The organism is Armatimonadota bacterium (genome assembly GCA_031081585.1).
Classification (GTDB): Bacteria; Sysuimicrobiota; Sysuimicrobiia; order Sysuimicrobiales; family Humicultoraceae; genus Geohabitans; species Geohabitans tengchongensis.
On sequence record JAVHLY010000017.1, the window covers coordinates 1 to 26,140 of the forward strand.

A 26,140-nucleotide genomic window follows, 5' to 3' on the forward strand; every position below is an offset into this window, starting at 1 on the left:
AAGGTCGCCTTCCTGATGCACAGCGTCCTCAACATGAACGTCCGGGCGCCCGGCATCGCCGTCCACCGCGGGCCCATCGAGGACCTCTACCACTTCCTGATGGACCGCGGGTTCGAGGTCGTCCAGATCCCCTGCCCCGAGACGACGTACGTGGGGCTCCGGCGCTGGTGGTTCACCAGGGAGCTCTACGACAGCGTGGGCTACCGACGGCACTGCCGCCGCCTGGCCGAGGCGGTCTGCGACCTGGCCGAGGCCTACCACCGGCAGGGCGCGCGGCTCTACTTCGTGGGCATGGGGCTCAGCCCCACCTGCGGGCTGCGCATGACGCAGTCGGATCCGGCCTGGGGCGGCAAGCCGTTCGAGGTGTCGCTGGACCCGCCGGCGGTCCCCGGCAAGGGGGTCTTCGTCGAGGAGCTGGAGCAGGCGCTGGCGGCCCGGGGAATCCCGGTGAAGATGTCCGACGTGGCTCCGGCGGCGATCTACCCGCCCTACCGCGTGCCCGCCACCGGCCCGTACCCGACCTCGCTCGCCGCCGCCATCGAGGAGGTCAAGCGGTCCCTCGATGCGTGACGCGGAGGCGTTCGACCGGCGGTCGCGCCGGACGCTCCTCCTCGGCAGCACGACGCTGCAGCGGTGTCGGAAGGCCGTGGACGGGTGGGTGGCGGCGGGCTACGGGCTGACCATCGTCCCGCAGCTCGACCTCCTGGACGGCCGGCCGTCCGTGGCCACCTGGGTCCAGGCGATCTGCGACACCGTCGAGGAGATGGTGCGGAACCGTCACGCGGTGATCGCCGTGCGGAGCGAGGGGGACCAGAGCCTCGACGCCGTCCTCGACGAGCTGGCCCGTCGGGGCGTGGCGCTTACCGTGCGGCCGTGCGACGCGTCGCCGATGCCCTGACCGTGGGACACGAAGGGAGGCTGAGGATGCGACACCGAGCCTGGGTGCTGCTCGTGCTCATCGCGACGCTGCCGGTGGCCCTGCCGGCGGGCGTGCCGGTGGCCGGTGCGCCCACCCGTCCGCGCCTGGCCATGATCCTGCCGGGGACGATCCACGACGCGGACTTCAACGCCGTCGGCTACCAGGCCCTCAAAGAGGTGGAGACCACGACGGGCGTGCAGACCGCCCACTCCGAGCAGGTGGCCGTGGCCGACGCCGAGCGGGTGGCCCGCGAGTACCTGGCGGCCGGCTACCGGATCGTGGCCTTCCACGGCGGGCAGTACCTGACCATCGTCCAGAAGCTGGCCACCCAGTTCCCGGACGCCGTCTTCATCGCCGAATCGGCGGGCCAGGTCCCCGGGCTGCCGCCCAACGTCTGGAACATCGGCCGCAAGTTCTACGAGGGCTTCTACGTGCTCGGCGTGCTGGCCGCCCAGGCCACCGCCACCAACAAGGTCGGCTACATCGCCGGGATCCGGCTACCCGACTTCATCGGCTCGCTCAACGCCATCTTCCAGGCCTTCCAGAAGTACAACCCGCGGGCCGAGGTGCTCTACGTCTTCGTCGGCGACCAGAACGATCCGGTCAAGGCCCGCCAGGCCGCGGAGTCGCAGATCGCCGCGGGGGCGGACTTCATCATCGTCAGCGTGAACCTGGGCACGGTGGGCATCATCGAGGCGGCCCGGGCCGCCCGCCGTCCCGTGCTGCTGACGACCTTCTACACCGACAAGCGCAGCTTCGCGCCCCAGCACTTCACGACCTCGCTGCTGTTCAACTTCGCCAAGCCCTACGTGGACATCACCCGACAGATCCTCCGCGGGAAGACCGGCGGGTACTACGAGATGCGCCCGGGGGCGGGGATGAGCCTCCTGCCGCCGCGCAACGTCCCGCCCGAGGTGGCCCGGCGGGTGATGCAGGTCTTCCAGGCCGTGGTGCGCCGGGAGGAGCGGATCGAGGAGATCGCCGACCGCATCGTCGAGCCCCGGCGCTAGCAGCTAGCCCGCCGGCGCCTTGCCCTGGACACGCACCGACTCGCCGTGTGCGCGGCGGAACGCGCGCAGGGCCGAGGTCACGAGTAACAGGCCCAACAGGAGTTTGACCAGCTCCGCGGGGACCACGCGGGCGAGCGCGCTGCCGGCGAAGGCGCCCAGCACGGACCCGAGGCCCATGGGGACCACGGTGCCCCGGACGGCCGCCCGATCCGACAGTCCCCCCACCCGAGCCCACCGGGCAACGCCCGCCGCTACCGAAGGCAGGGCGATCAGGACGCTGGCGGTTCCTGCACTCTTCACGTCAACTCCGTACCCGAACACCAGGGTGGGGATGAGGAGCTCTCCACCGGCCACCCCCAGGAGGCTGCTCACCAACCCGATGCCGAGCCCCAGCCCCACTCCGGCGCACACCCACACGACCGCTTCCTGCGGCAAAAGCGCGGGCAGCACCCCCGGGACGAACGACTCCGCCACCAGCAGCCCTCCCATGAGCACCAGCAACGCCACCACCAGCCTCCGCAACCGCTCGTTGCTGAGGCGTTGCGCGATCCGCGGGCCGGTCAGGGCGCCTGCGAGGGACCCGACCAAGAGCGCCCCGACAGCGGCCGCGTAGGGGATCACCGGAACCAGCGAGAGGGTTCGGCTGCGCGCCGCCAGGGAGACGGCGAGCGTGATGAGGCTCGTGGCCAGATTGAGCGGGATGGCCTGCCGCAGCCCGTAGCCGAACAGGACAACCAGGGCTGGCAGACGGAACTCCGCACCCCCCAGTCCGAGAAGTCCTCCCAGAACACCTACGGAGAGTCCGACCCCGAAGGCCAGCCCGCGCCGGTGTGACCGTCGCGTGGGCCCGGGAGGTGGGGTGTGCGAGGGCGGAGCCTGCAAGTTCAGACCATCCGCTCACCGAGCCGGCCCACCGTCACCAGTACCGCCACCGCCACCGCGCCCAGGAGCAGCGCGAGAGCTCCTGCGGCATCCCCTCGGCCCGCCTGAACCGCGTCGTACAGGGCGATGGGCAGGGTTTGGGTGCGGCCCGGGATATTGCCGGCCACCATCAGCGTGGTGCCAAAATCACCCAGGGCCCGCGCGAAGCCCAACGACACGCCCGCCAGGATTCCCCTGCGGGCCAGAGGCAGCAGGACGTAGACGAACTGGTGCAGCCAGCCCGCTCCGTCCATCCGCGCGGCCTCCAGAACATCGGGGGACACCTCTGTGAATGCCGCGCGCACGGTGCGCACCACCAGGGGCAGCGAGGGGACCGCGGCGGCCACCACCGCGCCCTGCCAGGTGAACACGAGCGGCACCCCGACCGTAGCCTCCACCCACATCCCGAGGGGGCTGCGCCGGCCCAGCAACACCAGGAGGTAGTATCCCAGGACCGTGGGTGGCAGCGTGAGCGGCAGCGACGTCAGTGCTTCCACCAGCCCACGACCCGGAAACCTCGCCGTGGCGATCACGTACGCCAGCCCCACCCCGGCCACGCCCGCCACCAGCGTGGCCAGGGACGCCACCTTGAGGGAGATCCACAGAGGTGCGGGGTCCAGCTACGGCCCCTCTCCCGGCAGCATGAAGCCGTACCGCCGCATCACCGGCCGCCCCTCCGGTCCGTTCACGAAGGCGAGGAACGCACGGGCCTGCGGCCGGCGAGCGGACCGGGCCGCCACGCCTGCGGCCTGTCGGATGGGGTCGTGCAGCCCCTGCGGGACCAACCAGAACCGGCCCTCGCGGGAGACCGGGGGGGCCAGCGCCAGCGACAGGGCCACCACCCCCACGTCCGCGTTCCCGGACTGCACCAGTTGCAGGGTGAGGCCGATGTTCTCCCCGTAGACCAGCTTCGGCCGTACCTGGTCGTACAGGCCGGACCGCACGAGCGCCTGACGGGCGGCCTCCCCGTAGGGCGCGTGCTCGGGGTTGGCGATGGCGACGTACCGCACCCGGGGATCCAGGAGGAGGTGCATCCCCCGGTCCACGTCGAGGTCGCTGGCGCGCCGCACCCACAGGACGATGCGTCCCATCGCGTACAGCTGGACCGTGTCCCGCAGGATGTGCCCCTGCTCGGCGAGCCGTCGGACGAACGCCTCGTTGGCGGAGAAGAAGACGTCGAAGGGCGCCCCGTGCTCTACCTGCTGGGCGAGCTGGCCCGACGACCCGAAGGAGAACGTCACGGGGATCGCCCTGCGGCCGCGCCAGACGCCGGCCAGCTCCTCGAAGGCGTACCGGAGGTCTGCGGCAGCAGCCACCAGCAGCCCCTGTGCGGGCTGGGCGGTCGCAGGAGGCCGGCTGACCGCCGCCAGGACCAGCCCCGGCGCCAGGACCAACCCCAGGAGGAAACCCAGGCCCCGCCTCACCCCGCGGAGCCCTCCAGCTTCCGTACGGCCCCGGCGCACGCCGCGTCGTAGCCCCCGATGGCCGCCAGCTCCTGACGGAACCGACGGCCCGCCACCACGTCCATCAAGACCCGGACGGGCTCGGCGTCCACGAGGTCCTGGGGGACCACCAGGTCGTAGCGCTGCTCCGCGAGCGGCAGAAAGTCCAGACCGTATAGCCGCGCCACCGGCAGCACCCCGGGGCCGGCATCCGCGAGCCCTCCGCCCACCGCCTCCGCCACCACCAGGTGGCTCGACACCTCGCGGCGGTAGCCGTCCACGCGGTCGACGGGTACGCCCGCGCCGGCAAGCCAGCGGTCGAACACCAGCCGGCTGCCCGAACCCCGCTCCCGGTTCACCACGCGCACCCCCCTAGCGAGCAGGTCCTCGGGCCGGCGCACCCGCACGCCCGGCCTGAGCATCATGCCCTCCACCCACCGGGCCACGGACACCACCACGGCCGGCGTCCGACCCAGGGCCGCGCGGATGGTCCGGGTGCCTTCCGGGTCCTCGGGCGGATGCAGGTGGGTCCCCGCCACGTGCACGAGCCCGTCCCTGAGCGCCTCCAGGGCCCGGGCGCTGCCCGTGGGGATCCAGTGAACCCGGACCCGGCCGGCGGCCTCCGCCAGGGTCCCTGCGATCCGCAGGGCCGGGTCGCAGCCGGCCAGGAACAGGGTGTGCTCCGGGGTCACCCGCCCGGGGAGCAGGGCCACGGTGGCCGCCCGTCCCCGACGATGCGCCACGGTGCCGTCGGCCGGCAGCGGCGCCACCGGACCCCACAGAGGCCAGGCCACCAGCCTCTCCCGCACCCGGCCCAGCCTGACCCGGACAGCGGGGCTGTCCTCGGCCAGCCGGGCCCTGACCGTGGGGGAGGTGGGGAAAGCGAACAGGTCCTCCACGGCGCAGCCCAGGCCCTGCGCCAGCCGCAAGGCCACCGCGGTGTTGGGGAGGTAGCGGCCGGCTTCGATGGCCGACAGGGCCTGCCGGGAAAGGCCCGCACGACGCGCCAGCTCCGCCTGGGAGAGCCCGCGCGCCTCCCGCGCCGCCCGCACGCGGCTTTCCACCTCTGCGGGCACCCGACGCCCCACGGCGACAGGGTAGGCAAGGATACAGAGCTATGTCAAGGATTTACGACAGCAGGTCGCGCAGGATCGACTCCCTCCCCCCGGCGGGCCGGTCCGACGGGTCGATCGACACCAGCGGCCCGCGCCTCCTGGGAAAAGTGACTGTACCTCTCCGCCTTCGACGTGCGGGACGTAACGCCTCACCTGACTCCGACCCTTGCAGGCGTTGCTGGGGCAGGACGCCTCCGCCACCCACGCCTACCTGGTGATCCTCACCCTGCTGAGCGCGGACATCGGCCTGTCGCTGTGGAAGCAGCACTCGCCGCGGGTGGACAAGCTGCTGGAGGGGATTCCGCTCGTCATCGTCGAGCACGGCCGGCCCCTCCAGGACCGCATGGAGCGCGAGCGCGTGGACGTGCAGGACGTGCTCCAGGCGGCGCGCTCCCGTCACGGGCTGGAGCGGCTGGAGGAGATCAAGTTCGCCATCCTGGAGCGCAACGGGGAGATCTCCATCATCCCCCGGCGCCACACGGTCTGACGCCCAACCGGGGAACGGGTCAGGCGGGTCAGGCCAGCCCCCACGTCCGGCTGATGAGCCGGGCGAAGACCTGGCTGGCCTTCACGACGTGGTCCGCCTCCACCCGCTCGTCGGGGACACTCAGGTACTTCCCGCCGGGCCCGTAGAGCAGGCCCACCATCCCCGCCTCACGCAGGTGCGCAGAGTCGGCCCCCGCGTACTTCTGCGGAACGAGTGCCCCGATGCGGGGCGGAGTGCCGAACACCTCCTCGTGAGCGTGGGCCAGATCCTGGACGATGGGACTGTCCACAGGGACTTCGAAAGGCGGGAAGTACCCGTGGTCGGGGACAGGAGCGACCTCCGCCCGCAGGTCTGGGTCCGCAGCCTGCAGGCGCTCGAGCAGGCGTTCCAGGTCGGCCTGCACCGTCTCCGGGGTCTGCCCGGGCACGATACGGATGTCAACGATCAGCTCACAGTAGTCGGGGACGAGGGAGGGACGCCAGGTGAGCACCTGCGGCGTGATCCCCCCACGGATGACGCCCACGTTGAGCTGGGGGAGTCCCGCGTACTCGGGTTTCAGCGTGAAGGTGAGCCACCCGCCGGGCGGGATGGGCTCGTAGCTGGGGCCGAGCGCCTGCAGGACCGCCACCGCTTTCTCGATGGCGTGGACCTTGCGGCCGCGCAGGGTGGTGAAGTGTCGCATCTCCCCGTGGACGACGATGCGCACCTGCACTACCCCGGCATGCATCGTCAGCAGCCCCAGCTCGGTGGGCTCGGCGATCACGAAGCGGTCGGCCCGGATGCCGTCGGCGATGGCCGCCCGCGTCCCCAGCCCGCCCTGGAGCTCGCCCACCACCAAGGCCACCCGCAGGGTCCCCCGGGGACGGACGCGGGCGCGGCGGACCGCCTCCACAGCGGCCAGCATGGCCATGTTGCCCGCCTTCATGTTGGCCACACCGATCCCATAGATCCAGCCGTCGTCGAGGTCCGCCCCGAACGGGTCCCGCGTCCACCCATCCGCGACCATGTTGTGGTCCAGGTGCCCGTTGAAGAGGAGGCTGGGGACGTCGGGCTCAGTCCCGTGGATCACCCCGTAGACATTGGGCCGTCCCGGTTCCACCTCGCGCTGGCGGACCTCGTCGAACCCCATCGCGGCCATGGTGTCGGCCGCCCAATCCGCCACTGCCCGCTCCTCCCGGCAGAAGCTCGGGATGCGCACCATGTCCCGAGTGAGCTGGATCACCCGCGCCGGGTCGACCGCCGCAACGAGGGGATCGGCGTCCAGCGCGCCCATCACCGCGCGACCGAAACCTGGCGGATGTCAATCAGCCCGGCGGAACTGGGGATGAAGCGCACCCCCCGGACGGCCGAGCGCCAGGCCACGGCCTCACGGCGTTCGTGGAGGAAGAGCCAGGGCGCGTCGTTCATCACCAGAGTCTGGGCGCGCTGGTACAGCGCCCGGCGGGCCTGGGGATCCAGCGTCGTCCGGGCCCGCTCGAGGAGCGCGTCCAGCTCGAGGTTCCGGTAGAACGCCAGGTTGTTCCCCGCCGGCGGCCACTGGCTGGAGTGCAGCACCAGCCGCATCCCGGTGTCGGGGTCGGCGGTCCCCCACCCGGCCATGACCATCTCGATGCGGCTCTCCCCCGGTCCCCGCCGCGCCTCGGCAAGATAGGTGGCGAACTCGATCTCTTCCACCCGCACGTCGGCGCCCACCCCGCGCAGGAACGACGCCACGGCCTGCGCTATCGCCGTCCCCTCGGCAAACCGACCGACGGGCACCCACAGGGTCGCCGCCAGGCGCGCCCCGTCCTTCTGGCGGAACCCGTCGGGCCCCGGCCGCCACCCCGCCTCCTCGAAGAGGCGGCGAGCCGTGGCCGGCTCGTACTCGTAGACCCGGGCGCTGTGGTGGTCCCGGTAGGCCGACCCGATGGGCGAGTCCGCCACCTCTCCCACCCCGAAGAGGATCCGGTCCACGATCAACCGCTTGTTCACGGCGTAGTTGAAGGCCCGGCGGACGCGCACGTCGGTGAAGGGCGGCTTGAGGTTGTTGAGGGCGATGTAGGTCCAGGAGGTCGATGGACGAATGCCGACTTCGATCCCACGAACTCCCCGCAGCCGTCCCACCTCCGCGAGCGGCACCTGCGTGATCAGGTCGGCTTCTCCCGCCTCGAGCTGGCTCACGCGGGTGGCTGGGACGGGAGAGATGCGCACCACAACCCGCTCCAGGCGCGGTGGCCCGCCCCAGTAGTCCCGGTTGGCTTCCATGACGATCTCCCCATCCGGGGTCCAGCGGACGAACTTGAACGGGCCGGTGCCGACCGGCACGAATTCCCGGGGATCCCGGGCCGCCTGCACGGCGCGGGGGCTGACGATCGCCCCGAGCCCGCTGTCGGCGATGTTGTTGAGGAGCGGGGCGAGCGGTTCGTCGGTGACGAGCTCGACCGTGAAGTCGTCCACCTTGCGGGCCGCGCGTACCCCCGCCCATGCAAAGGCCCCGGCCGGCAGGCGCAGCTGCGGGTCCAACGCCCGCTGGACGTTGAAGACGACTGCATCGGCGGTGAACGGTGTGCCGTCGTGGAACCGGACACCGCGGCGCAGGCGGAAGGTCCAGGTCCGGCCGTCCCGTGATGTCGACCAAGAGGTGGCCAATCCGGGGACGATGTTCAACCGCTCGTCGTGCTCGACGAGGCGGTCGAAGAGGTTCCGCCCCACGACCATCCCGGTGGCGAGCGAAAAGGAGGCTGGCGGGTCCAGCCGGTCGATGGGAACGTGCAGCGCCCACGTCAGCGTCCCCGCAGACGGAGCCGACCGGGCGGGCGTGAGCGGAGCCAGGAGCAAGACCGCGAGGAGCAGCCAGGACCGTCGAGTCATCCGTCCCTCCTGTCGCCTGTTGTCGAGCGTCCAGCCGTCCGGCACAACACACCACTCAGGCTACCACGGCGGTGGGCCTGCGCGCAGGCGGAGCCGGGGATTGAGCGCGTCGTTGAGGGCATCGCCGAAGAGGTTGACGCTGAGCACGGTGAGCAGGATGGCCACGCCGGGTAGCAAGGCGAGGTGGGGGGCGCGGCGGAGATAACCCAACCCCTCGCTCAACATCGCCCCCCACTCGGGAACCGCCGGATCGCCTCCCAGCCCCAGGAAGCCAAGACCGGCAACGGTCACGATCGCCGTGCCCAGGCGCAAGACGGAGAGGACGATCAACGGCGAGAGGCAACCCGGCAGGATGTGGCGCCAGAGGATTCGCCGTTCTCCGACGCCGAGGGCGCGCGCCGCCAGGACGTACTCCGCCTCACGCAGAGCCAGCGTCGTCCCGCGCACGACACGCGCCAGGAGCGGGGCTGACACTAGGCCGACGGCGACGACGACCGTCGTGCGGCTCGCCCCCAGCACTGCCACGGCCAGGATGGCCAGTAGGATGCCGGGAAAAGCCATGAGCACCTCCAGAAGCGCCATGACAACCTCGTCCACTGTCCCCCGCCGGTAGCCGGCCACCAGCCCTGTGGGAACGCCCACGGCGAGCCCGATCGCCAGCGCGCCCGCTCCACTTAGCAGCGATGTCCGTGCGCCCCAGACCAAGCGGGCAGCCAGGTCACGGCCCAGGTGGTCGGCACCGAACAAGCCGAAGGTACCCGGAGACGCGAAGGCGCGTTCGAGGTTCACCCGGAGCGGGTCACTCCGCACCACCCAGGGCCCGACGACCGCTACGACAACGATAGCGGTACAGAGCAGCAGGCCGACGAGTCCGCCCCGGTCACGGGCCAACGCGCGCCACAGGCCGGGTCGCCTGAGGCGACCCGATGATTTCGTCATGCGATCCGGGGATCCAGCCATCGGTAGAGGAGGTCAACCGCCAGGTTCGCCAGGATGTAGGTCGCCCCCAGGGCGAGCACCGCCGCCTGGACCACGGGGTAGTCCCGGGCACTCACCGCCTGCACCAGGTAGCGCCCCAGTCCGGGCCAGGCAAAGACCGCTTCCGCGAAGACCGCTGCCCCAAGCATCGTCCCGAATTGCACCGCGACGACCGTGGCAGTAGGGATGAGGGCGGGTCGCAGGGCATGGCGGACCAACACCACCGCCTCAGGGAGCCCCTTAGCGCGCGCGGTACGGATGTAGTCCTCACCCAGCACCTCAAGGAGCCCGGCACGGACGAGGCGGGCGATCGCCGCGATCGGGAAGACCCCCAGGCTGACGGCCGGCAGGACGAGGTGTCGCAGGCTCCCTCCGCCCGTCACAGGGAGCCAGCCCAGCCGCACCGCCAGCACGTACTGCAGGAGGACAGCCACGACGAATGTGGGCGCCGAGACGCCCAGCAGAGCCAGGGCAATCGACGCCCGGTCGACCCATCCACCCCGGCGCACAGCCGCCAGGACCCCTAGCGGCAGGCCCACCAGTAAGCTGATGAGGGTGGCGGCGGCTGCGAGCACGATCGTCCGGGCGTAGCGGGGAGCGATCTCGGCTATGACCGGCTGGCCGGTCCGGACAGAGGCGCCCAGGTCGCCCGCCAGGGCACGGCGCACGAACACGACGTACTGCACCACCCAGGGACGGTCGAGCCCGAAGCGCTCCCGCACCTGCGCGACTACGGCCGGACTGGCGTAGTCTCCCGCAAAGACGAGGGCCGGGTCTCCCGGGATGAGCCGCACACTCATGAAGACGACAATCGACAGGCCGAGCAGAACAGCAGCCGCGCGTGCGGAGCGGATGAGGAGGAAAGTCCACACGGGTGCCAGGCAGAGCGGCGTTAGCGCCGGCGGCGCGCTTTGAGGGCCCTGGCGATCTGCCGGGCGGCCTCGCGGGCGGCGATGGCCTCGCGCTTGTCGTAGGCGCGCTTCCCCCGTGCCACGCCCAGCTCCACCTTGGCCAGACCGCGGGTGAAGTACAACCGCAACGGGATCAGCGTGTAGCCGCGCTGCTCCACCCGTGCGCGCAGGCGCTCGATCTCCCGCCGGTGCAGCAGCACCTTGCGCGGGCGCAGCGGGTCGTGGTTGAAGATGTTCCCGGCTTCGTAGGGCGGGATGTGCATGCGGTGGATCCACACCTCGCCGCCCTCCACCTTCGCGAAGGCCTCCTGCAGGCTGGCCCGGCCGGCGCGCAGCGCCTTCACCTCGGTGCCGGTGAGGACGAGGCCCCCCTCCAGGGTCTCCTCAATATGGTAGTCGTGGTGGGCGCGGCGGTTCACGGCCACCATGCGCTCGACGTTGGGGATGGCGCCCCCCGCGCGGGGCGTCACGGCGCGTTCGCCCCCAGGCGGGCCCGCTCACCCACCAGCACGATCCCCTCGCCCTCGGCCACCACCTGGTCACCGTGCGACACCACCGCCCGCACCCGCTGGCTGGCCCCGCGCCGGGCGCTCAGCGCCACGGCGAAGACGCGCAGGCGCTGGCCGGGCCGCACCGGCCGGCGGAACTTCACCGACAGGTGCACCGTCACGGCGGGCTGCCCCCGGTGGGCCCAGACGTTGGCCATGGCGTCGTCCATCACGGCGGCCACCACCCCGCCGTGGACGAGCCCGTTGTAGCCGACAAAGGCCTCGGAGGGGACGAAGTCCGCGGCGATGCCCGCCCCGTCCTCGTGGAAGCGCAGGCGCAGGCCGATGGGGTTGTCCGGCCCGCAGATGAAGCACTGCCGGGCCTCCACGCGCTGCGGTTCCGCCCGCTCGCCCATCGCCGCAGGGTCAGGCCGGTCGCGAGCCCTCGCCGCGCACGTCGACCACCGTCGCCCGCGACCACATGCGCTCGAGTTTGTAGTAGTTGCGGGTCTGGTCGGTGAAGAGGTGGACGATCACGTCGCCGTAGTCGAGGAGGACCCACTGGGAGGCCTCGTCCCCTTCCCGTCCCAGCAGGGGGACGCGGGCGGCGGCCATGGCCTCCTCGATGCCCTCGCGCAGGGCCCGCAGGTGCACGCGGCTCGTGGCCGTGCCGATGACGAAGTAGTCGGTCACGAGCGTCTGTCCGCGCAGGTCGAGCACCACCAGGTCCGCTGCCCCCTTCGCCTCCGCCGCCTCCGCCGCGGTAGCGGCCCGGGCGCGGCTCGCCGCCGTCATCCGCCGGAGAGCCGTCCCGGCCGCGTGGTCGCCGGCTCCCGCCGGTAGAGCCCGTGCTTGACGATGTAGTTCTCCACCGGCTCCGGGACCAGGTACTTGATCGGCCGCCCCTCGGCCACCCGCCGGCGGATGTCGGTGGAGGAGATCGCCAGGGCGGGGATCTCCATGACGTGGATGTTGTCGAGGCTGCGCTCCCGCGCCAGGCGCGCTCGCGGCAGTTCCCCCTCCAGCGTCACCCCGGGACGGGTGGCGGCGATGAAGTCGCACAGCCCCAGCAGCCGCTCCGCGTCCTCCCACTCCCCGCGGAGGACCTGCAGGATGGCGTCGGCTCCCGTGATGTAGTAGAGGCGGTCACCGGGGAGGCGCCGGCGGAACTCCTCGATGGTGTCGATGGTGTAGGAGGGCCCCTCGCGGTCGATCTCCACCCGGGAGACGGTGAAGGCTGGGTTGGTCACCGTGGCCAGGAAGGTCATCAGGTAGCGGTGCTCGGGCGCGGTGACCTCGCGCGGCTCCTTGTGCGGCGGGTGACGGTTGGGGACGAAGATGACCTCGGCGAGCCCGAACTGGACCCGCGCTTCCTCGGCGGTGACGAGGTGCCCGTTGTGGATCGGGTCGAACGTCCCGCCCATGATGCCGACACGTCGCTGCCCCATCACGCCTCCTCCGCTGTTCGCCCCGCGGGCGAAGGGGTCCTCTGCGCGGCGTCCGCGGGCGGTGCGGGGGCTTCTGCGGCCCGCTCCGCCCCCACCCCCGCCCCCGAGGGGCTGGCCGCCTGCGCCCGGTCGAGGGCGTCGGCGGCGGCCTGCAGCAGGGCGTCCACCCCTTCGCCGGTGGCCCCGGCGATCGCGTACACCGCGTACCCCTCGGCCCGCAGCACGTCCGCCAGGGGGGCTGCGCGGGCGCGGGCCTCAGGGATGTCGATCTTGTTCAGCGCCACCAGCATCGGCCGGCGCAGCAGGGCCGGGTCGTAGAGGCGCAGCTCCTCGTTCACCATCCGGAAGTCCGCCAGCGGGTCGCGCGGGGCGGCCAGGTCGAGGAGGTGGACGAGCACCCGGGTGCGGGCGATGTGGCGCAGGAAGTCGATCCCGAGCCCGCTGCCCAGGTGCGCGCCCTCGATGAGCCCCGGGATGTCCGCCATCACAAAGGAGCGCCCGTCGGGCACCCGCACCACCCCCAGGTGCGGCGTCGTGGTGGTGAAGGGATAGTCCGCCACCTTGGGGCGGGCGGCGGAGACCCGGGCCAGCAGGGTGGACTTGCCGGCGTTGGGCACCCCGACCAGGCCGACGTCGGCGATGAGGCGCAGCTCTAGGTCGATCCAGCGCTCCTCACCGGGGGCCCCGCGCTCGGCGTGGCGCGGTGCCCGCTCGGTGGGGGTGGCGAAGCGGGCATTGCCCCGCCCGCCCCGTCCCCCGCGGGCCACGACGACGCGCTGCCCGGGCGTGGTCAGGTCGGCCAGCACCTGCCCCGTCGCCGCGTCGCGCACCACCGTCCCCAGCGGGACGCGCACCACCGCGTCGGCGCCGTCGCGGCCGTGGCGCTCCCCTCCCTCCCCGTGCCCGCCGCGCTGCGCCCGGACGTGCGGCCGGTACTGGACGTCGAGGAGGGTGTGGACGCCGGGGTCGGCCACCACCACCACGTCCCCCCCGCGGCCCCCGTCACCGCCGCTCGGCCCGCCTTTGGGGACGAACTTCTCCCGGCGGAACGCCACCGCGCCGTTGCCGCCGTCCCCGGCCTTGACGAAGATCCGCGCCCGGTCGATGAACATGGAGGCTCGATGCTCCGCCGCCCGCTCCCGCGGGCACTCAGCAAATGAGCCCGAGTCCACAGACCCGGGCTCTACCTGCCAGTCGCGCTGGCCCGCCCCGGGGGCTAGTGCAGCGGGTCGATGGAGACCTGCTTGCCGTCCCGCCCGCGCCGCTCGAAGGCCACCACCCCGTCGATGAGGGCGAAAAGGGTGAAGTCCCGGCCCATGCCGACGTTGCGGCCCGGCCAGACGCGCGTGCCCCGCTGGCGCACGAGGACCGCGCCGGCGCTCACGCGCTGCCCGGCGAAGGCCTTGACGCCCAGGCGCTTGCTCTGGCTGTCCCGCCCGTTCCGCGACGACCCGCCGGCTTTCTTGTGTGCCATCTTCGTCCTCCTCGGTCAGACGTGTGCTGCCGGTTTCGCTCCGGTCCAATCGTGCACAGCCCCGCACCCGCCGGCAGGGCGCCGGGCGCGGCGCCGGCCGATCACGGGGTCTCGATGCGCTCGATGCGAACCTCCGTGAAGGGCTGCCGGTGTCCTTGGCGGCGGCGGTAGTGCGCCTTCGCCTTGAACTTGAAGACCCGGATCTTGCGCGCACGCCCCTGCCGCAGCACCCGTGCCACCACCCGGGCGCCCTCCACCACGGGGGTCCCGACGCGCACCTCGCCGTCGTCCGAGACCAGCAGGACGCGGTCCAGGGTCACCTCCGTGCCCGGCGCCGCCGCCAGGCGCGCCAGGCGCACGGTCTGGCCCGGCTCGACCCGCACCTGCCGCCCACCGGTCTCGATGACTGCGTACACGGTCAACCTCCCGGGACATCCGGTTTCCGGCGGTTTCGCCCGCCAGATGGCGCGAACACTTCACTATATCCAGCCATTCCCCGCGCCGTCAAACGGCGGAACCGCCGCACATCGTCCGGAGTCCGGGCGGGTACTCACGACGGCGAGCGGACCGACCAGAGGCTCCCGACCACGATCAAGAGCCCCCCGAGGAGGTGGTGCAGGCCGAGGGGTTCGCGCAGGACGAGCGCCCCCGTACAGCGGCAGCGTGTTGAGGAAGACCATGGCCCCGCCCGACCCCAGTCGCTGCACGCCGGCGTTCCAGGCCAGGAAGCCGACGAGCGAAGGGAGGAGCCCGATCCCGAGGAGCGCCATGGCGGCCGGCGGGGTGAGCCGCAGCGGGATGCGCCCGGCCTCCCACCAGGCACCCGCCGCCAGGACCGGCAGGGCCAGCAGGACGGGGAGGGCGGTGGCCGCCAGCGGAGAGCGGGAGCGCAGCGTGGCGCGGCCGAGGAGGGAGTAGACCGACCAGCACAGGACGGCCGCCAGCACGATGAGGTCCCCCGCGAGGCTCCCTCCTCCAGTGGCCCCCCGGCCACCCAGGACGATCGCCGCCACGCCCGCCAGCCCCACCACCGCCCCGCCTACCCGCGCCACGGTGAGGCGCTCGCCCAGGACGGCGGCAGCCAGCACCACGGTGATGACGGGGCCCAACCCGTTGATGAGCGCGGCGTTCACGGCGGTGGTGAGGCGCAGCCCCGCGTAGAGCGTCGGGGAGAAGAGCACGACGCCCACGAGGGCCATGAGCAACAGGCGGCGGGCGTCCGGGCCAAGGCGCCGGTCGGCGGCGGGGCGCTGCGCCAGGAGCAGGGCGAAGACTGCCCCGGCGACGGCGAAGCGGATGGCGGAGATGGTGAACGGCCCGGCACTGCCGCGCAGCCACCGCCCCAGGATGTGGTTGCCGGCCCAGGTGAGCGTGGCGAGGTTGACGCAGACGATCCCCGCCAGCAGGTCCCGGTGGCGGTCTCCCACCTCCTACGGAGCCCGGCGCCGGCCCAGCAGGCGGGCCAGGCGGCCCACGAGCCCGTCGCGGCGGCGGTTCGGCTGCGCAGCCAGGGTGAGGGCCACCTCGTAGGTCTCGTCGTCCTCCCCGATGTCGACCGCCTCCCCGGCCTCCCGGTCGAGCCAGACGATGGCCCGCGACCGCCCCCCGGCCGCCGCCGGTTCGCGGCCGAGCTCCAGCTCCTCCACGTCGGCGGCCTCGACCACCGTCACCCGCTCCAGGTGGATCCCCTCCCGCCCGCGCACCACCAGCCGCTTGCCGCTGCTGCGCTCCAGCTGGCGCAGCCAGGCGTCCCCCTCTTTGAAGAGGAGCGCCTCCACCTGCGGGTGGACCTCGACCAGGTAGGCGCCGGCCCGGCCGGTGCGGGCCAGCCGGCACACCTCCCGGCGCACGCGGCGGCTCATCGTCTCGGGGCTGAACACGCGCCCCCGCCCCTCGCAGTAGGGGCAGGGCATGCGCATGATCTCCTCCAGGTCCTGGTAGACGCGCTTGCGCGTGATCTCGACGAGCCCGAGGGCGGTGAGGTCGATGATGTGGGTCTTGGCCCGGTCCACCTGCACCGCCTCGGTGAGGGCGCGGAAGACGCGCTCGCGGTGCTGGGGGTCCTCCATGTCGATGAAGTCCACCAGGATGATCCCGCCGATGTCCCGCAGGACGATCTGGCGCACGATCTCCCCCACCGCCTCCAGGTTGGTGTTGAGGATGGTCGTGGCCAGGTCGGTCTTGCCCACGTACTTGCCCGTGTTCACGTCGATGACGGTGAGCGCCTCGGTGCGGTCGATGACGATGTAGCCCCCGCTGCGCAGCCAGACCTTCCGCCGCAGCGCCCGGTCGATCTCCTTCTCCACGCCCATGGCCTCGAAGAGCGGCTCCTCGCCCCGGTACAGCGCCACCCGCCCGCGCAGCCCCGGGGCGATGGAGGCGAGGAGGTCCTGGACGCGCTGGTACTCCTCGGGGGAGTCGATGAGGAAGCGGCTGACCTCCTCGGTGAAGAGGTCGCGGACGACGCGACGGATCAGGCGCAGGTCCTGGTAGACTAGCGCCGGGGCCTTGCTCGCCTGCGCCCGCTCGGTCACGCGCCGCCAGACGGCGAGGAGGAAGGCGACATCGTCGCGCAGCTCCTGCTCGCCGGCCCCCTCGGCGGCGGTGCGGACGATCAGGCCCATCCCCTCGGGCTTCACCTGCTCGGCCAGCTGGCGCAGCCGCTTGCGCTCGCCCTCCTGGCTGATCTTGCGGCTGACCCCCACGTAGTTCACCGTGGGCATCAACACCAGGTAGCGCGCCGGCAACGCCACGTAGGTGGTCACCCGTGCTCCCTTGGACCCCATCGGCTCCTTGGTGACCTGCACCAGGAGCTCCTGGCCTACGCGCAGGCGCTCGGCGATGGCCCCGCGCCCGAACCCTTCCTCCAGCTCCTCCCCGGCGAGCGGCGTGCTGCGCAGGTCGGTGACGTGGAGGAAGGCGTTGCGCTCCAGGCCGATGTCGACGAAGGCGGCCTCCATGCCGGGGAGCACGTTGGCCACCCGCCCCTTGTAGATGTTGCCGGCGAGCGGCTCCCCCCGCTCGATGAAGAGGTTGACCAGGGTCCCGTCCTCCAGGACGGCGACCCGGGTCTCGGACGGCTCGACGCTGGCGAGGATCTCCTTGGCCATGGTCCATCCGAAAGGTTACCGCAGGAGGCGGCGGCGGCCCATGCCGATGTTGAGCAGCAGCCCGGTGGCGGTGCACAGGCTGAGCAGGGCGCTCCCCCCGTAGCTCAGGAAGGGCAGGGGGATCCCGGTGATGGGCATCAACCCCACCGTCATCCCCACGTTCACGACGACGTGGAAGAGCACCATCACCGCCACGCCGCCGGCCACGAGGCGCCCCAGGCGGTCCGGGGCGGCGGCGGCGATGGCCAGGGCGCGCCACAGCCACACCAGGAAGAGCGCCAGCAGCACGGCCGCGCCGACGAAGCCCAGCTCCTCTCCCACGACCGTGAAGATGAAGTCCGTGTGCTGCTCCGGGATGAAGCGCAGCAGGTTCTGGGTCCCGGCGAAGAGCCCCTTGCCCCACAGCTGCCCCGAGCCCACGGCGATCTTGGCCTGGTTGAGGGCGTAGCCGGCGCCCAGCGGGTCGATGTCCGGGTTGAGGAAGACCAGCAGGCGCCGGCGCTGGTAGTCGTGGAGGAAGCTCCACAGGAAGGGGAACCCCATGAGCCCCAACCCGGCCAGCCCGGCCAGCACGCGCAGCCGTACGCCCGCCAGGAAGAGCATGCCGGCGGCGATGGCCACCAGCACCATCCCGGTGCCCATGTCGGGCTGCTGGACGATCAACAGCACGAGGATGCCCACGTGGAGCAGGTAGGGGGCGACGCCCCAGAGGGTCTCCGGCGGTCTGCGGCCGTCCAGGTGGCGGGCGAGCGTGAGGATGAGCGTCACCTTGGCCAGCTCCGAGGGCTGGAAGGCGCCGAGCGGGCCCAGGTTGATCCAGCGCTGGGCGCCCAGGCGCACGTCGCCCACCACCATCACCGCCACCAGCAGGGCCAGGGTGAGGAGGTAGAGCCACCGCCACAGCGCGCACAGGCGGTGGTAGCCGACCCGGGCGGTCAGCGCCAGGGCCACGACGCCCAGGCCCAGGTGGAGGGCCCGGGCCCGCAGGTAGGTGCGGGGGTCTCCGGCCCCCGCCGTGGCGCTGGCCAGGACGACGAAACCGAAGGCGATGAGCGCGGCGGTCGTGGCCACCAGGACCAGGTCGAGGTCCCGCCACCGGGGACCGTCGCGCACCGGCGGGGCGAGCGCCAGGGTGCTCACGGCCCGGGGCGCCCCGCGCCCCTCGGCCCCCGCGCGCGGCCCGCCCGGCGTCATGGCCGGCCCCCTCGCGCGCCTGCGGGGAGGCGGGGAGCGGGCGCGGCTTCCTCGTCGGGGAGCGGGATGCGCAGCGCCGCCGCCAGGACGCGCCGGGCGATGGGGGCCGCGGCCAGGCCGCCCCGGAAGCCGTGCTCGATCACCACGGCCACGGCGACTGTGGGCCGGTCGGCCGGCGCGTAGACGGCAAACCAGGCGTGGGGCTTGCCGCGCGGGTTCTCGGCGCTCCCGGTCTTGCCGGCGGCGCTCACGCTCGGCAGACGCACCCGCCGCCCCGTCCCCCGCTCCACCACGGCCCGGAGGCTGTCGCGCAGGGTGGCCAGGGCCTCCGGGGCCATCTCCACGCGGCCCGCCGGTGCCGGGCGGAAGCGCTGGACGGCCGTGCCGTCGCTCCCCAGGACCTCGCGCGCCAGGTGGGGCCGCACCAGCGTGCCGCCGTTGGCGATGGCCGCCATCATGCGCGCCACCTGGACCGCCGTGACGTTCACCCACCCCTGGCCGATGCTCATGTTCACGCTGTCGCCGGGGAACCAGGGCTCGCCCACGTGGCGGCGCTTCCAGGCGTCGTCGGGGATGAGCCCCGCCGTCTCGGAGGGGAGGTCGATCTCCGTCCGTTCCCCCAGGCCCAGCGCCCGGGCCATCTGGCTCATCGCCTCTCCGCCGGTGCGGTGGCCCAGCGTGTAGAAGAAGACGTTGCACGAGAGGGCCACCCCGGTGGTGAAGTCCACGGTGCCGTGGGCGCGCAGGTCGCGCCAGACCCACCCGCCCAGGCGGAAGGCGCCCGGGCAGCGGATGCGCGTCGCCCGCGTGGCGGTGCCGCGGGCCAGCGCCGCCGCCGCCGTCACCACCTTGAAGACCGAGCCGGGCTCGTAGGCGGTGTCCACGGCCCGGTTCAGCAGCGGGTGCGCGGGGTCGCGGCTGATCCGCTGCCAGTCCCGCGCCGAGATCCCGGCGGCGAAGAGGTTGGGGTCGAAGGCGGGAAAGCTGGCCAGCGCCAGCACCTCGCCGGTGGCCACGTCCAGCGCCACCACCGCGCCGGGCTTGCCCTCCTGGGCCAGGCCCGCCTCGGCGGCCTCCTGGACGTCCCGGTCGATGGTCAGCACCATCGACCGCCCGGGGATCCAGGGCTCGCGGCGCAGCACCCTGAGCGCCCGGCCGCGCGAGTCCACCTCGACTCGCAGGCGCCCGTCCCGCCCGCGCAGGATGCGGTCGTAGACGCGCTCCACGCCCGCCTTGCCGATCAGGTCGCCCATGCGGTAGCCGCGCCAGGCCGGCTGCGCCAGCTCGGCCTGGCTGATCTCGCCCAGGTAGCCGATGGCGTGCGCGGCCAGCCCGCCGCCGAGGTAGTGGCGCACCGGCTCGACCTCGACGATCACCCCCGGCAGGTCGAGGCGGTTCTCCTCCACCATGGCCACGACGGCCGGCGGCGCGTCGCGGCGCAGGCGCACGGGCTCGAAGGGCCGGCTGCGCCCCTGGCGGAGGCGCTCGCGGATCTCCGCCTCCGACATCCCCAGGATCTGCGCCAGACGCGGCAGGACGCGGTCGGGATCGCGCAGCTCCATGGAGAGGACCGAGATGGTGAAGGCGGCGCGGTTGCTCACCAGCGCGCGGCCGCGCCGGTCGTAGAGCACGCCGCGGGGCGCGGGGATGCGCAGGTCGCGCAGGCGGTTCTCCTCGGACTGCTGGAGGTACTCCTGGCCGTGGATGATCTGCAGCTGCCACAGCCGCCCCAGGAGCACGACGAAGAGGAGGACCGTCACCACGCCCAAGGCCACCAGGCGCAGCCCCGCATCCTCGTCCACCTCCGGCGGCCGCCTAACGGCCATCGACACGACCTCCAGCCCGGCGGACGGCGCCCCCGGGGTCGGTGGGACGCCGGTCCTCCACACGGCCAGCCGCCCTGGGGTCCCGGCCCCAGGCACCCGACGTCGTCTGGGCGACCAGCCGCCGGCGCATCGGGGGCAGCGGCGGTCGGAGGATGCGGTAGACCAGTGCGAAGGCCGGGACGGCCGCGGCCAGGTTGAGGCCGACCTGGACCAGGAGCGGCCCTCCCAGCGTGGGGCCGAGCGGCAGGAGGCCCCCGACCCGCAGGACCAGCACCACCGTCACCTGGTGGACGACCGTGGCCGCGGCGGTCACCACCCAGGGGAGGAGCGGCTGGTCGATGACCACGCCGCGCGCCAGCAGCGCCGCCCCCTGCGCCACCAGCAGCTTCGCCAGCGTGAACAGCCCCAGGCTCCCGCCGAAGAGGAGGTCCTGCAGGAAGCCCGTGGCCGCCCCCACGACCGGCCCCCACGCCGGGCGGCGGAAGGCCACAGCCAGGACCAGGGGGAGCGCCGGGTCGGCTACCTGTCCCGCCACCGGGAGCCGGACCAGCCAGACGGCGTGCACCAGGACCGTGGCCACCACGAGGACGGCAACCGCCGCGGCCACGGGCGGCTCAGCGGGCCGGGGCGGGCCCCGGCTCAGGGAGGAGGATCAGCACCTCCTCCACCCGGCTGAGGTCGGGGGCGGCGCGCACGCGCCCCTCCCGGAAGGCGCCGCCGGGGACGTCCCGCACCGCCTCCACCTGCCCCACCAGCAGCCCCTTGGGGAAGACGCCTCCCTGCCCCGAGGTGATCACCCGCTCGCCCACCCGCACCGCGCGGGCCCGGGAGAGGTACTTCAGGTGGAGCACCTGCTCCCCCGTCCCCTCCACCACGGCTACCTGGCGCGACTCCTGGAGCACGACGCCGACGGCGCTGCGCGGGTCGGTGAGGAGCAGGACCCGCGCGGTGAACGGCGTCGTCTCGATCACCCGCCCCACCGCGCCCTGCCCGCTCACCACCGGCGCGTTGCGCGTCACCCCGTCGCGACTGCCCCGGTCGACGACGATGGTGGCGAACCACCGGGCCGGGTCGCGCCCCACCACCCGCGCCGCGACTACCCGGTACGGCGTCTGGGCGCGGAAGGCCAGCAGCGCCTCCAGGCGCTGCGCCGCCGCGGCCGTCTCGCGCAGCCGGGCCGCCTCCTGGCTGAGGCGCTCCACCTCCTCGCGCAGCCGGGCGTTCTCCACGCGCAGCCGGCCGATCTCGGTGTAGAGGGCCCAGGCCCGGGCCACGGCGTCGGCCACCCGGGCCATGGAGGTCTGCACCGGCGCCATCAGGGTGAGCAGCGAGCGGCCCACCACGCCCACGGCGCGGCGCTCCTGCCCCCGCACCTGGCCGGTGAGCAGCGCCAGCGCCGCCACCAGCAGCGCGATGAAGAGAACCGCGCGCCGCCGCTCCCCCATGGCGGCTCAGCTCTTCTTCGGCGTGATCAGGACCTTGCGGAGGGTCTCGATCTCCTCCAGCGCCCGCCCCGTCCCCAGCGCCACGTCGGAGAGGGGGTCGTCGGTCAGGGTGACGGGCATACCGGTCTCCTCGGCCAGCAGCCGGTCCATCCCCCGCAGCAGCGCGCCGCCGCCGCTGAGCACGATGCCGCGGTCGACGATGTCGGCGGCCAGCTCGGGCGGCGTGCGCTCCAGCGTCTGCTTCACCGCCTCGACGATGGCCTGGATCGGCTCCGCCATCGCCTCCCGCACCTCGGTGGCGGTGAGGCGCACGGTGCGCGGCAGCCCGGAGAGGAGGTCGCGGCCGCGCACCTCCACCACCTCGTCGGCGTGGTTGAGCGGGTAGGCCGACCCGATGGCGATCTTGATCTCCTCCGCGGTGCGCTCGCCGATGAGCAGGTTGTAGGCGCGGCGCACGTACTGGATGATGGCCTCGTCCATCTCGTCGCCGCCGATGCGGATGGAGCGCGAGGTGACAATCCCCCCCAGCGCGATGACCGCCACCTCGGTGGTCCCGCCGCCGATGTCCACCACCATGCTGCCCACCGGCTCGGAGACCGGCAGCCCGGCCCCGATGGCCGCCGCCATGGGCTCCTCGATCAGGTAGGCCTCGCGCGCACCGGCCTGCAGCGTCGCGTCGGTCACCGCCCGCTTCTCCACCTCGGTGACGCCGGAGGGGATGCCCACGATCACCCGGGGACGGAAGAGCCCCCGGTTGCGCATCCCCTTCTTGATGAAGTACGCCAGCATCGCCGAGGTGGTCTCGAAGTCGGCGATGACGCCGTCGCGCAGCGGCCGGGTGGCGGTGATGTGCCCGGGGGTGCGGCCCAGCATGCGCTTGGCCTCCTCCCCCACCGCCAGGATCTGCCCGTCCTCGACGCTGCGGGCCACGACGGAGGGCTCCCGCAGCACGATCCCCTCGTGCCGGACGTAGACCAGGGTGTTGGCGGTGCCCAGGTCCACGCCCATGTCCCGCACCACCCGTCCCATCAACCACGAGAACATCCCGCCAGCCCTCCCACCGGGGCCCCCGCCTGCTTCAAAGTTCTCCGCGTCTTGCCGATTTCTTGCCGAAGACCGATGGCTAAAGGACGCCCCGTTCCCGCAAACTGACGTATCTCCCATGCCCGATTACCAGGTGGTCCAGGACATCGACGCCCACGATCCGCCCGGCGTCGCACAACCGCCGGGTGAGGGCCAGGTCGTCCGGGCTGGGGTCGGGGTGGCCCGAGGGGTGGTTGTGGGCCAGGATCACCGCGGCGGCCCGCCGCCGCACCGCCTCGGTGAAGACGTCCCGGGGGTGGACGGCGGCGGCGTTCAGCCCGCCCACGGCCACGTCCACCGCCGCCAGGACCTCGTGGCGGGTGTTGAGGACCAGCACCCGGAAGTGCTCCCGCTCCAGCGCCCCCATGACCGGGACCAGCCACCGGGCGGCATCGGCGGCGGAGCGGACGACCGGCCGGGCCTCCTCCGGAACCGCCGCCCGGCGCCCCAGCTCGAAGGCAGCCACCAGCGCCGCGGCCTTGGCCGGTCCCACCCCGGGCACCTGCTCGAGCTCCTCCACGCCTGCCCGGCTGAGGCGGCCGAGGGACTCGAAGGTGGCCAGGAGGCCTTCCGCCACCCTGACGGCCCGCCGCCCGGGACCGCCGGTCCCGAGCAGGAGGGCCAGGAGCTCGGTGGGAGCGAGCGCCGCCGCCCCGGCGCGGCGGAGGCGCTCCCGGGGGCGCGCGGCCGGCGGAAGGGCGAGCGGTGCCAGCGTCACAGCACGCGCACTCCGGCCCGGCGGAGGAGGAGCGCCAGCGGCGCCAGCGGGAGCCCCACCACCCCGTAGTAGTCCCCCTCGATGCGCTCGACGAAGATGGCCGCCCGCCCCTGGATGCCGTAGCCGCCCGCCTTGTCGAAGGGCTCCCCCGTGGCCACGTAGGCGGCGATCTCGTCCTCCGAGAGCGGGCGGAACGTGACCGCCGTGAGGGTGACGGCGTCCAGGCGCAGGTCCCGGTCGGCGCGCACCACGGCGATCCCCGTGGCCACGTGGTGGGTCCGGCCGCCGAGCTGCCGCAGCATGGCGGCCGCTTCCGCCGCATCGCGCGGTTTTCCCAGCGCCCGGCCGTCCACCACGACGATGGTGTCCGCGCCGATGACCACGGCCCCCGGATAGTGCGGCGCGGCAGCCTCGGCCTTGGCCCTGGCCAGCCGGCGGGCACGGAGGGCGGCGGCGCCCGGGGCGTCGCGGCAGGATCCGGCCTCGCGGCCGCCTGCCTCCGCAGGCCCGACCGGGGCATCGGGCGCCTCGGCCGCCGGGGAGGCCGCCTCGTCCCCCACGGGGTGGACGGTGAAGGCCAGGCCGAGCAGGCGCAGGAGTTCCGCCCGGCGCGGCGAGGAGGAGGCGAGGACCAGCGGCGAGGAGGTCACGGCGCTCACGTCGATTAGATCGGCAGGAGGCAGGGTTTCACCGGGGGTCCCTCAGCGGGCGGCCTGGAGGCGGGCGCGGGGTCACACGATCAGGCGGAAGAGCCAGACCGCCAGGAAGACGCCGGCCACCATGGCCAGGTTCAGGCGCACCGTGGCCCCGAAGGTCACGGTCAGCAGCCGCAGGTCCACGGTGAAGGGCGGGTCGATGCCCGCCCGGATGTCCCGTCCCAGGAAGGCCAGGGCCGGGTAGGCCACCAGCGCCTCGGCGATCACGCTGCCGAGCAGCCCGCCGAGGAGGATCACCAGCACCAGGATCCCCCAGGGGTTCCGCGCACGGCGGCCGCGGGCCATGGACGAAGGCTTCGGGCTCAGCGGCCCTCGACCTGCTCGACCGCCGCCGCCGGGCGGGAGGCCACCAGGCGGGCGATCCAGATGGAGACTTCGTAGAGCAGGTAGGCCGGGACCGCCAGCATGAGCATGGAGAAGATGTCTCCGCCCGGACTGAGCGGGGCTGCGGCCACCAGGATGGCACCGAGGGCGTAGCGGCGCCAGGCGGCCAGCGCCTGCGGGGTGACGAGCCCGATCTTCGTCAGGAAGACGATGACGATGGGCATCTCGAAGACCAGTCCGAACGCCAGCACGAACCAGGTGAGGAACGAGGTGTACGCGCCGATGCTGATCATTGGCTCCAGCACCCCCTGCACCTGGTAACCCAGGAGGAAGCGCACCCCCACCGGGACGACGACTATGAGCGCGAAGGCCGCCCCGGCCACGAAGAGGGCCATCGCCGGCGGGATCAGCCACAGGGCGTAGCGCCGCTCCGTCTCCGTCAGGCCGACCGAGACGAAGAGCCACAGCTGGTAGAGCATCACCGGCAGGCTGAGGAAGACCCCGGCGAGCAGGGCCACCTTCACGCGCACGAAGAACGCCTCGGTGGGGGCCAGGAAGACGACGCGGCTCCCGGCGGCCACCACCGGCCGCAGGAGCCAGGTCAGCAGGGGCTCGACGAAGAGGAAGCTCAGCACGCTGGCCACGGCGAGCGCGGCCAGCCCGATGAGGAGCCGCCGGCGCAGCTCCTCCAGGTGCTCGACGATGGTCATCGGCCGGTCTTCGGCCATGAGGGGGACGGGATGCGCAACAGGTGCGGCGGACGCCGCTGCCCCGAGGGCGACCGCGCCCGGCCCCGGCTAGGTCTCCTTGGCCCGCTGGGAACGCGGCTCGTCGCGCAGGTCGTCCTCGACGTCGCGCAGCTCCCGCTTGAACTCCCGGATCGTCCGCCCCAGCGCCTGGCCGATGCCGGCCAGCCGGCTCGCCCCGAAGAGGAGGAGCAGGATGAGGAAGATCACCAGGAGCTCGGGCATCCCAACGTTCCCGACGAAGGGCATGGTGGCACCTCCGCCGTCAGTATATCAGCCGGCCAGGGCCGTGGCGCCCTGGCCGCCCGGGCCGTCCGGCCCCGCTGCGGTCCGCCGTCAGGAGCCGTCCCGCCCCAGCCGCCGCAGGACGAGGGCGAGGACGTCGACCACTTCGCGGCCCGAGCGCCCGACCTCGCGCCAGTCGCGCCGCACCCGGCCGCGCCACGCCTCCCAGCGTCCCCGCAGCTCGGTGGCGTCGCGGCGGATGGCCGTGCGCAGCTCGGCTAGCCTCTCCCGAAGAGCTCGCTCCTCAGCCACCGGACGTCCTCCCTGAAGGCCTGCACTACCTGCTGCAGCCGCGGCCGGCGCAGGCGCCGCAGCGCGACCAGGACCAGGATGGCGGCGCCCCCGACCACCGCGGCGGCGACGACAAGCGCCGCCAGCCAGGCCGGCAGCACGGTGGCCAGCGCCAGCACCACCGTGGTCACCGCCAACACCAGGCCGATCACCATGCCGACGGCCGCGCCGCCGAGCAGCACGGCCCCCACGGCCAGGTCGCGCGCCTTCGCGCGCGCTTCCTCCCCCGCCAGGGCCCCGTAGGTCTGGAGGAAGGCGGCGAGGTTCGTCGCCAGCCGGCGCGCCACCTCCCCCGCCCCTTCAGCCTCGGTCGGTGTCCGCTGCGCCATCATCCCGCTCCTTTCGCTCCGCCCGCGGGC

At 73.2% G+C, this 26,140-nt stretch carries 33 protein-coding genes; 4 read left to right on the plus strand and 29 right to left on the minus strand.

Features of this window, described 5'->3' with window-relative positions; translation table 11 throughout:
* The 3 genes from RB146_08145 to RB146_08155 form a co-directional block, all read left to right on the plus strand.
* Positions 1–570, plus strand: a 570-nt coding sequence (locus RB146_08145) for a hypothetical protein (GenBank protein ID MDQ7828952.1), incomplete at its 5' end; no start/stop codon positions are given.
* Positions 563–898, plus strand: coding sequence for a hypothetical protein (locus RB146_08150; protein MDQ7828953.1), 336 nt, complete (start codon positions 563–565; stop codon positions 896–898). The genes RB146_08145 and RB146_08150, both read left to right, overlap by 8 nt.
* 26 nt (positions 899–924) lie before the next feature.
* Positions 925–1,929 carry a BMP family protein gene (locus tag RB146_08155; protein ID MDQ7828954.1) on the plus strand — a complete coding sequence of 335 codons (1,005 nt, stop codon included), beginning with the start codon at positions 925–927 and terminating at the stop codon, positions 1,927–1,929.
* Between the two features lie 3 nt (positions 1,930–1,932).
* On the opposite strand, the gene RB146_08160 is transcribed toward RB146_08155, so the two are convergent.
* The 4 genes from RB146_08160 to RB146_08175 are packed head-to-tail and all read right to left on the minus strand — an operon-like array spanning position 1,933 to position 5,356.
* A complete protein-coding gene (locus tag RB146_08160) occupies positions 1,933–2,811 on the minus strand; it encodes a sulfite exporter TauE/SafE family protein (GenBank protein ID MDQ7828955.1) in 879 nt (292 codons plus the stop codon).
* Positions 2,812–2,813: 2 nt separating this feature from the next.
* On the minus strand, positions 2,814–3,470 hold the full coding sequence (gene modB, locus RB146_08165; protein MDQ7828956.1) for a molybdate ABC transporter permease subunit: 657 nt from the start codon (positions 3,468–3,470) through the stop codon (positions 2,814–2,816).
* Positions 3,471–4,274 carry a molybdate ABC transporter substrate-binding protein gene (modA, locus tag RB146_08170; protein ID MDQ7828957.1) on the minus strand — a complete coding sequence of 268 codons (804 nt, stop codon included), beginning with the start codon at positions 4,272–4,274 and terminating at the stop codon, positions 3,471–3,473.
* On the minus strand, positions 4,271–5,356 hold the full coding sequence (locus RB146_08175) for a substrate-binding domain-containing protein (GenBank protein ID MDQ7828958.1): 1,086 nt from the start codon (positions 5,354–5,356) through the stop codon (positions 4,271–4,273). The genes modA and RB146_08175 overlap by 4 nt, the downstream gene beginning before the upstream one ends.
* A gap of 217 nt (positions 5,357–5,573) precedes the next feature.
* Between RB146_08175 and RB146_08180 the strand changes: the two genes are divergently transcribed.
* The gene (locus RB146_08180) at positions 5,574–5,894 is read left to right on the plus strand and encodes a DUF421 domain-containing protein (protein ID MDQ7828959.1); all 321 of its coding nucleotides are present in this window, start codon (positions 5,574–5,576) and stop codon (positions 5,892–5,894) included.
* 28 nt (positions 5,895–5,922) lie between these two features.
* Here the strand turns inward: RB146_08180 and RB146_08185 are convergent, their stop codons facing one another.
* From RB146_08185 to RB146_08305, 25 genes are all read right to left on the minus strand, one after another.
* Positions 5,923–7,167 carry a M20/M25/M40 family metallo-hydrolase gene (locus RB146_08185; protein ID MDQ7828960.1) on the minus strand — a complete coding sequence of 415 codons (1,245 nt, stop codon included), beginning with the start codon at positions 7,165–7,167 and terminating at the stop codon, positions 5,923–5,925.
* Positions 7,167–8,744 carry an ABC transporter substrate-binding protein gene (locus tag RB146_08190; protein ID MDQ7828961.1) on the minus strand — a complete coding sequence of 526 codons (1,578 nt, stop codon included), beginning with the start codon at positions 8,742–8,744 and terminating at the stop codon, positions 7,167–7,169. Before RB146_08190 ends, RB146_08185 begins: the two co-directional genes overlap by 1 nt.
* A 60-nt stretch (positions 8,745–8,804) precedes the next feature.
* Positions 8,805–9,635: an ABC transporter permease gene (locus RB146_08195; GenBank protein MDQ7828962.1), complete on the minus strand. Its 831-nt coding sequence runs from the start codon at positions 9,633–9,635 to the stop codon at positions 8,805–8,807.
* Between the two features lie 44 nt (positions 9,636–9,679).
* Positions 9,680–10,594 (minus strand): ABC transporter permease, encoded by a 915-nt coding sequence (locus RB146_08200; protein MDQ7828963.1) that lies wholly within the window; start codon positions 10,592–10,594, stop codon positions 9,680–9,682.
* Between the two features lie 20 nt (positions 10,595–10,614).
* The gene (gene smpB, locus RB146_08205) at positions 10,615–11,079 is read right to left on the minus strand and encodes an SsrA-binding protein SmpB (GenBank protein MDQ7828964.1); all 465 of its coding nucleotides are present in this window, start codon (positions 11,077–11,079) and stop codon (positions 10,615–10,617) included.
* 20 nt (positions 11,080–11,099) lie between these two features.
* Positions 11,100–11,537 (minus strand): PaaI family thioesterase, encoded by a 438-nt coding sequence (locus tag RB146_08210; GenBank protein MDQ7828965.1) that lies wholly within the window; start codon positions 11,535–11,537, stop codon positions 11,100–11,102.
* Positions 11,538–11,547: 10 nt separating this feature from the next.
* Positions 11,548–11,916, minus strand: a complete 369-nt coding sequence (rsfS, locus tag RB146_08215) for a ribosome silencing factor (protein ID MDQ7828966.1) — start codon at positions 11,914–11,916, stop codon at positions 11,548–11,550.
* Positions 11,913–12,572, minus strand: coding sequence for a nicotinate-nucleotide adenylyltransferase (nadD, locus tag RB146_08220; protein ID MDQ7828967.1), 660 nt, complete (start codon positions 12,570–12,572; stop codon positions 11,913–11,915). The genes rsfS and nadD overlap by 4 nt, the downstream gene beginning before the upstream one ends.
* Positions 12,569–13,681, minus strand: a complete 1,113-nt coding sequence (obgE, locus tag RB146_08225; protein MDQ7828968.1) for a GTPase ObgE — start codon at positions 13,679–13,681, stop codon at positions 12,569–12,571. Before obgE ends, nadD begins: the two co-directional genes overlap by 4 nt.
* Positions 13,682–13,785: 104 nt before the next feature.
* Positions 13,786–14,043, minus strand: coding sequence for a 50S ribosomal protein L27 (gene rpmA, locus RB146_08230; protein MDQ7828969.1), 258 nt, complete (start codon positions 14,041–14,043; stop codon positions 13,786–13,788).
* A gap of 101 nt (positions 14,044–14,144) precedes the next feature.
* A complete protein-coding gene (rplU, locus tag RB146_08235; protein ID MDQ7828970.1) occupies positions 14,145–14,459 on the minus strand; it encodes a 50S ribosomal protein L21 in 315 nt (104 codons plus the stop codon).
* A 63-nt stretch (positions 14,460–14,522) separates the two neighbouring features.
* Positions 14,523–15,470, minus strand: a complete 948-nt coding sequence (locus RB146_08240; GenBank protein ID MDQ7828971.1) for a DMT family transporter — start codon at positions 15,468–15,470, stop codon at positions 14,523–14,525.
* A 3-nt stretch (positions 15,471–15,473) separates the two neighbouring features.
* A complete protein-coding gene (locus RB146_08245; GenBank protein ID MDQ7828972.1) occupies positions 15,474–17,153 on the minus strand; it encodes an Rne/Rng family ribonuclease in 1,680 nt (559 codons plus the stop codon).
* Positions 17,154–17,168: 15 nt separating this feature from the next.
* A complete protein-coding gene (gene rodA, locus RB146_08250; protein MDQ7828973.1) occupies positions 17,169–18,347 on the minus strand; it encodes a rod shape-determining protein RodA in 1,179 nt (392 codons plus the stop codon).
* On the minus strand, positions 18,344–20,173 hold the full coding sequence (mrdA, locus tag RB146_08255) for a penicillin-binding protein 2 (protein MDQ7828974.1): 1,830 nt from the start codon (positions 20,171–20,173) through the stop codon (positions 18,344–18,346). Before mrdA ends, rodA begins: the two co-directional genes overlap by 4 nt.
* Positions 20,163–20,780: a hypothetical protein gene (locus RB146_08260; GenBank protein ID MDQ7828975.1), complete on the minus strand. Its 618-nt coding sequence runs from the start codon at positions 20,778–20,780 to the stop codon at positions 20,163–20,165. Before RB146_08260 ends, mrdA begins: the two co-directional genes overlap by 11 nt.
* Positions 20,781–20,787: 7 nt before the next feature.
* Positions 20,788–21,618, minus strand: coding sequence for a rod shape-determining protein MreC (mreC, locus tag RB146_08265; protein ID MDQ7828976.1), 831 nt, complete (start codon positions 21,616–21,618; stop codon positions 20,788–20,790).
* Between the two features lie 6 nt (positions 21,619–21,624).
* Positions 21,625–22,662, minus strand: coding sequence for a rod shape-determining protein (locus RB146_08270; protein MDQ7828977.1), 1,038 nt, complete (start codon positions 22,660–22,662; stop codon positions 21,625–21,627).
* A 79-nt stretch (positions 22,663–22,741) separates the two neighbouring features.
* Positions 22,742–23,419 carry a DNA repair protein RadC gene (radC, locus tag RB146_08275; protein MDQ7828978.1) on the minus strand — a complete coding sequence of 226 codons (678 nt, stop codon included), beginning with the start codon at positions 23,417–23,419 and terminating at the stop codon, positions 22,742–22,744.
* Positions 23,416–24,078, minus strand: a complete 663-nt coding sequence (locus RB146_08280) for a Maf family protein (protein ID MDQ7828979.1) — start codon at positions 24,076–24,078, stop codon at positions 23,416–23,418. The genes radC and RB146_08280 overlap by 4 nt, the downstream gene beginning before the upstream one ends.
* Positions 24,079–24,150: 72 nt before the next feature.
* Entirely contained in the window at positions 24,151–24,420 is a 270-nt protein-coding gene (locus RB146_08285; protein ID MDQ7828980.1) for a DUF4321 domain-containing protein, read from the minus strand.
* A 17-nt stretch (positions 24,421–24,437) separates the two neighbouring features.
* Positions 24,438–25,169: a twin-arginine translocase subunit TatC gene (tatC, locus tag RB146_08290; protein MDQ7828981.1), complete on the minus strand. Its 732-nt coding sequence runs from the start codon at positions 25,167–25,169 to the stop codon at positions 24,438–24,440.
* An 87-nt stretch (positions 25,170–25,256) separates the two neighbouring features.
* Positions 25,257–25,454 carry a twin-arginine translocase TatA/TatE family subunit gene (gene tatA, locus RB146_08295; GenBank protein MDQ7828982.1) on the minus strand — a complete coding sequence of 66 codons (198 nt, stop codon included), beginning with the start codon at positions 25,452–25,454 and terminating at the stop codon, positions 25,257–25,259.
* A gap of 87 nt (positions 25,455–25,541) precedes the next feature.
* A complete protein-coding gene (locus tag RB146_08300) occupies positions 25,542–25,742 on the minus strand; it encodes a hypothetical protein (protein MDQ7828983.1) in 201 nt (66 codons plus the stop codon).
* On the minus strand, positions 25,709–26,113 hold the full coding sequence (locus RB146_08305) for a phage holin family protein (GenBank protein ID MDQ7828984.1): 405 nt from the start codon (positions 26,111–26,113) through the stop codon (positions 25,709–25,711). Before RB146_08305 ends, RB146_08300 begins: the two co-directional genes overlap by 34 nt.
* Between the last annotated feature and the right edge of the window lie 27 nt (positions 26,114–26,140).

Coding starts and splice junctions, on each gene's coding strand:
- rodA (MDQ7828973.1), bottom strand. CDS start 18,347: ATGACGCCGGGCGGGCCGCGCGCGGGGGCCGAGGGGCGCGGGGCGCCC.
- tatA (MDQ7828982.1), bottom strand. CDS start 25,454: ATGCCCTTCGTCGGGAACGTTGGGATGCCCGAGCTCCTGGTGATCTTC.
- mreC (MDQ7828976.1), bottom strand. CDS start 21,618: ATGGGGGAGCGGCGGCGCGCGGTTCTCTTCATCGCGCTGCTGGTGGCG.
- mrdA (MDQ7828974.1), bottom strand. CDS start 20,173: ATGGCCGTTAGGCGGCCGCCGGAGGTGGACGAGGATGCGGGGCTGCGC.
- RB146_08155 (MDQ7828954.1), top strand. CDS start 925: ATGCGACACCGAGCCTGGGTGCTGCTCGTGCTCATCGCGACGCTGCCG.
- tatC (MDQ7828981.1), bottom strand. CDS start 25,169: ATGACCATCGTCGAGCACCTGGAGGAGCTGCGCCGGCGGCTCCTCATC.
- obgE (MDQ7828968.1), bottom strand. CDS start 13,681: ATGTTCATCGACCGGGCGCGGATCTTCGTCAAGGCCGGGGACGGCGGC.
- RB146_08270 (MDQ7828977.1), bottom strand. CDS start 22,662: ATGTTCTCGTGGTTGATGGGACGGGTGGTGCGGGACATGGGCGTGGAC.
- RB146_08285 (MDQ7828980.1), bottom strand. CDS start 24,420: ATGGCCCGCGGCCGCCGTGCGCGGAACCCCTGGGGGATCCTGGTGCTG.
- RB146_08305 (MDQ7828984.1), bottom strand. CDS start 26,113: ATGATGGCGCAGCGGACACCGACCGAGGCTGAAGGGGCGGGGGAGGTG.
- rsfS (MDQ7828966.1), bottom strand. CDS start 11,916: ATGACGGCGGCGAGCCGCGCCCGGGCCGCTACCGCGGCGGAGGCGGCG.
- RB146_08190 (MDQ7828961.1), bottom strand. CDS start 8,744: ATGACTCGACGGTCCTGGCTGCTCCTCGCGGTCTTGCTCCTGGCTCCG.
- rpmA (MDQ7828969.1), bottom strand. CDS start 14,043: ATGGCACACAAGAAAGCCGGCGGGTCGTCGCGGAACGGGCGGGACAGC.
- RB146_08150 (MDQ7828953.1), top strand. CDS start 563: ATGCGTGACGCGGAGGCGTTCGACCGGCGGTCGCGCCGGACGCTCCTC.
- RB146_08245 (MDQ7828972.1), bottom strand. CDS start 17,153: ATGGCCAAGGAGATCCTCGCCAGCGTCGAGCCGTCCGAGACCCGGGTC.
- RB146_08210 (MDQ7828965.1), bottom strand. CDS start 11,537: ATGGGCGAGCGGGCGGAACCGCAGCGCGTGGAGGCCCGGCAGTGCTTC.
- RB146_08185 (MDQ7828960.1), bottom strand. CDS start 7,167: ATGGGCGCGCTGGACGCCGATCCCCTCGTTGCGGCGGTCGACCCGGCG.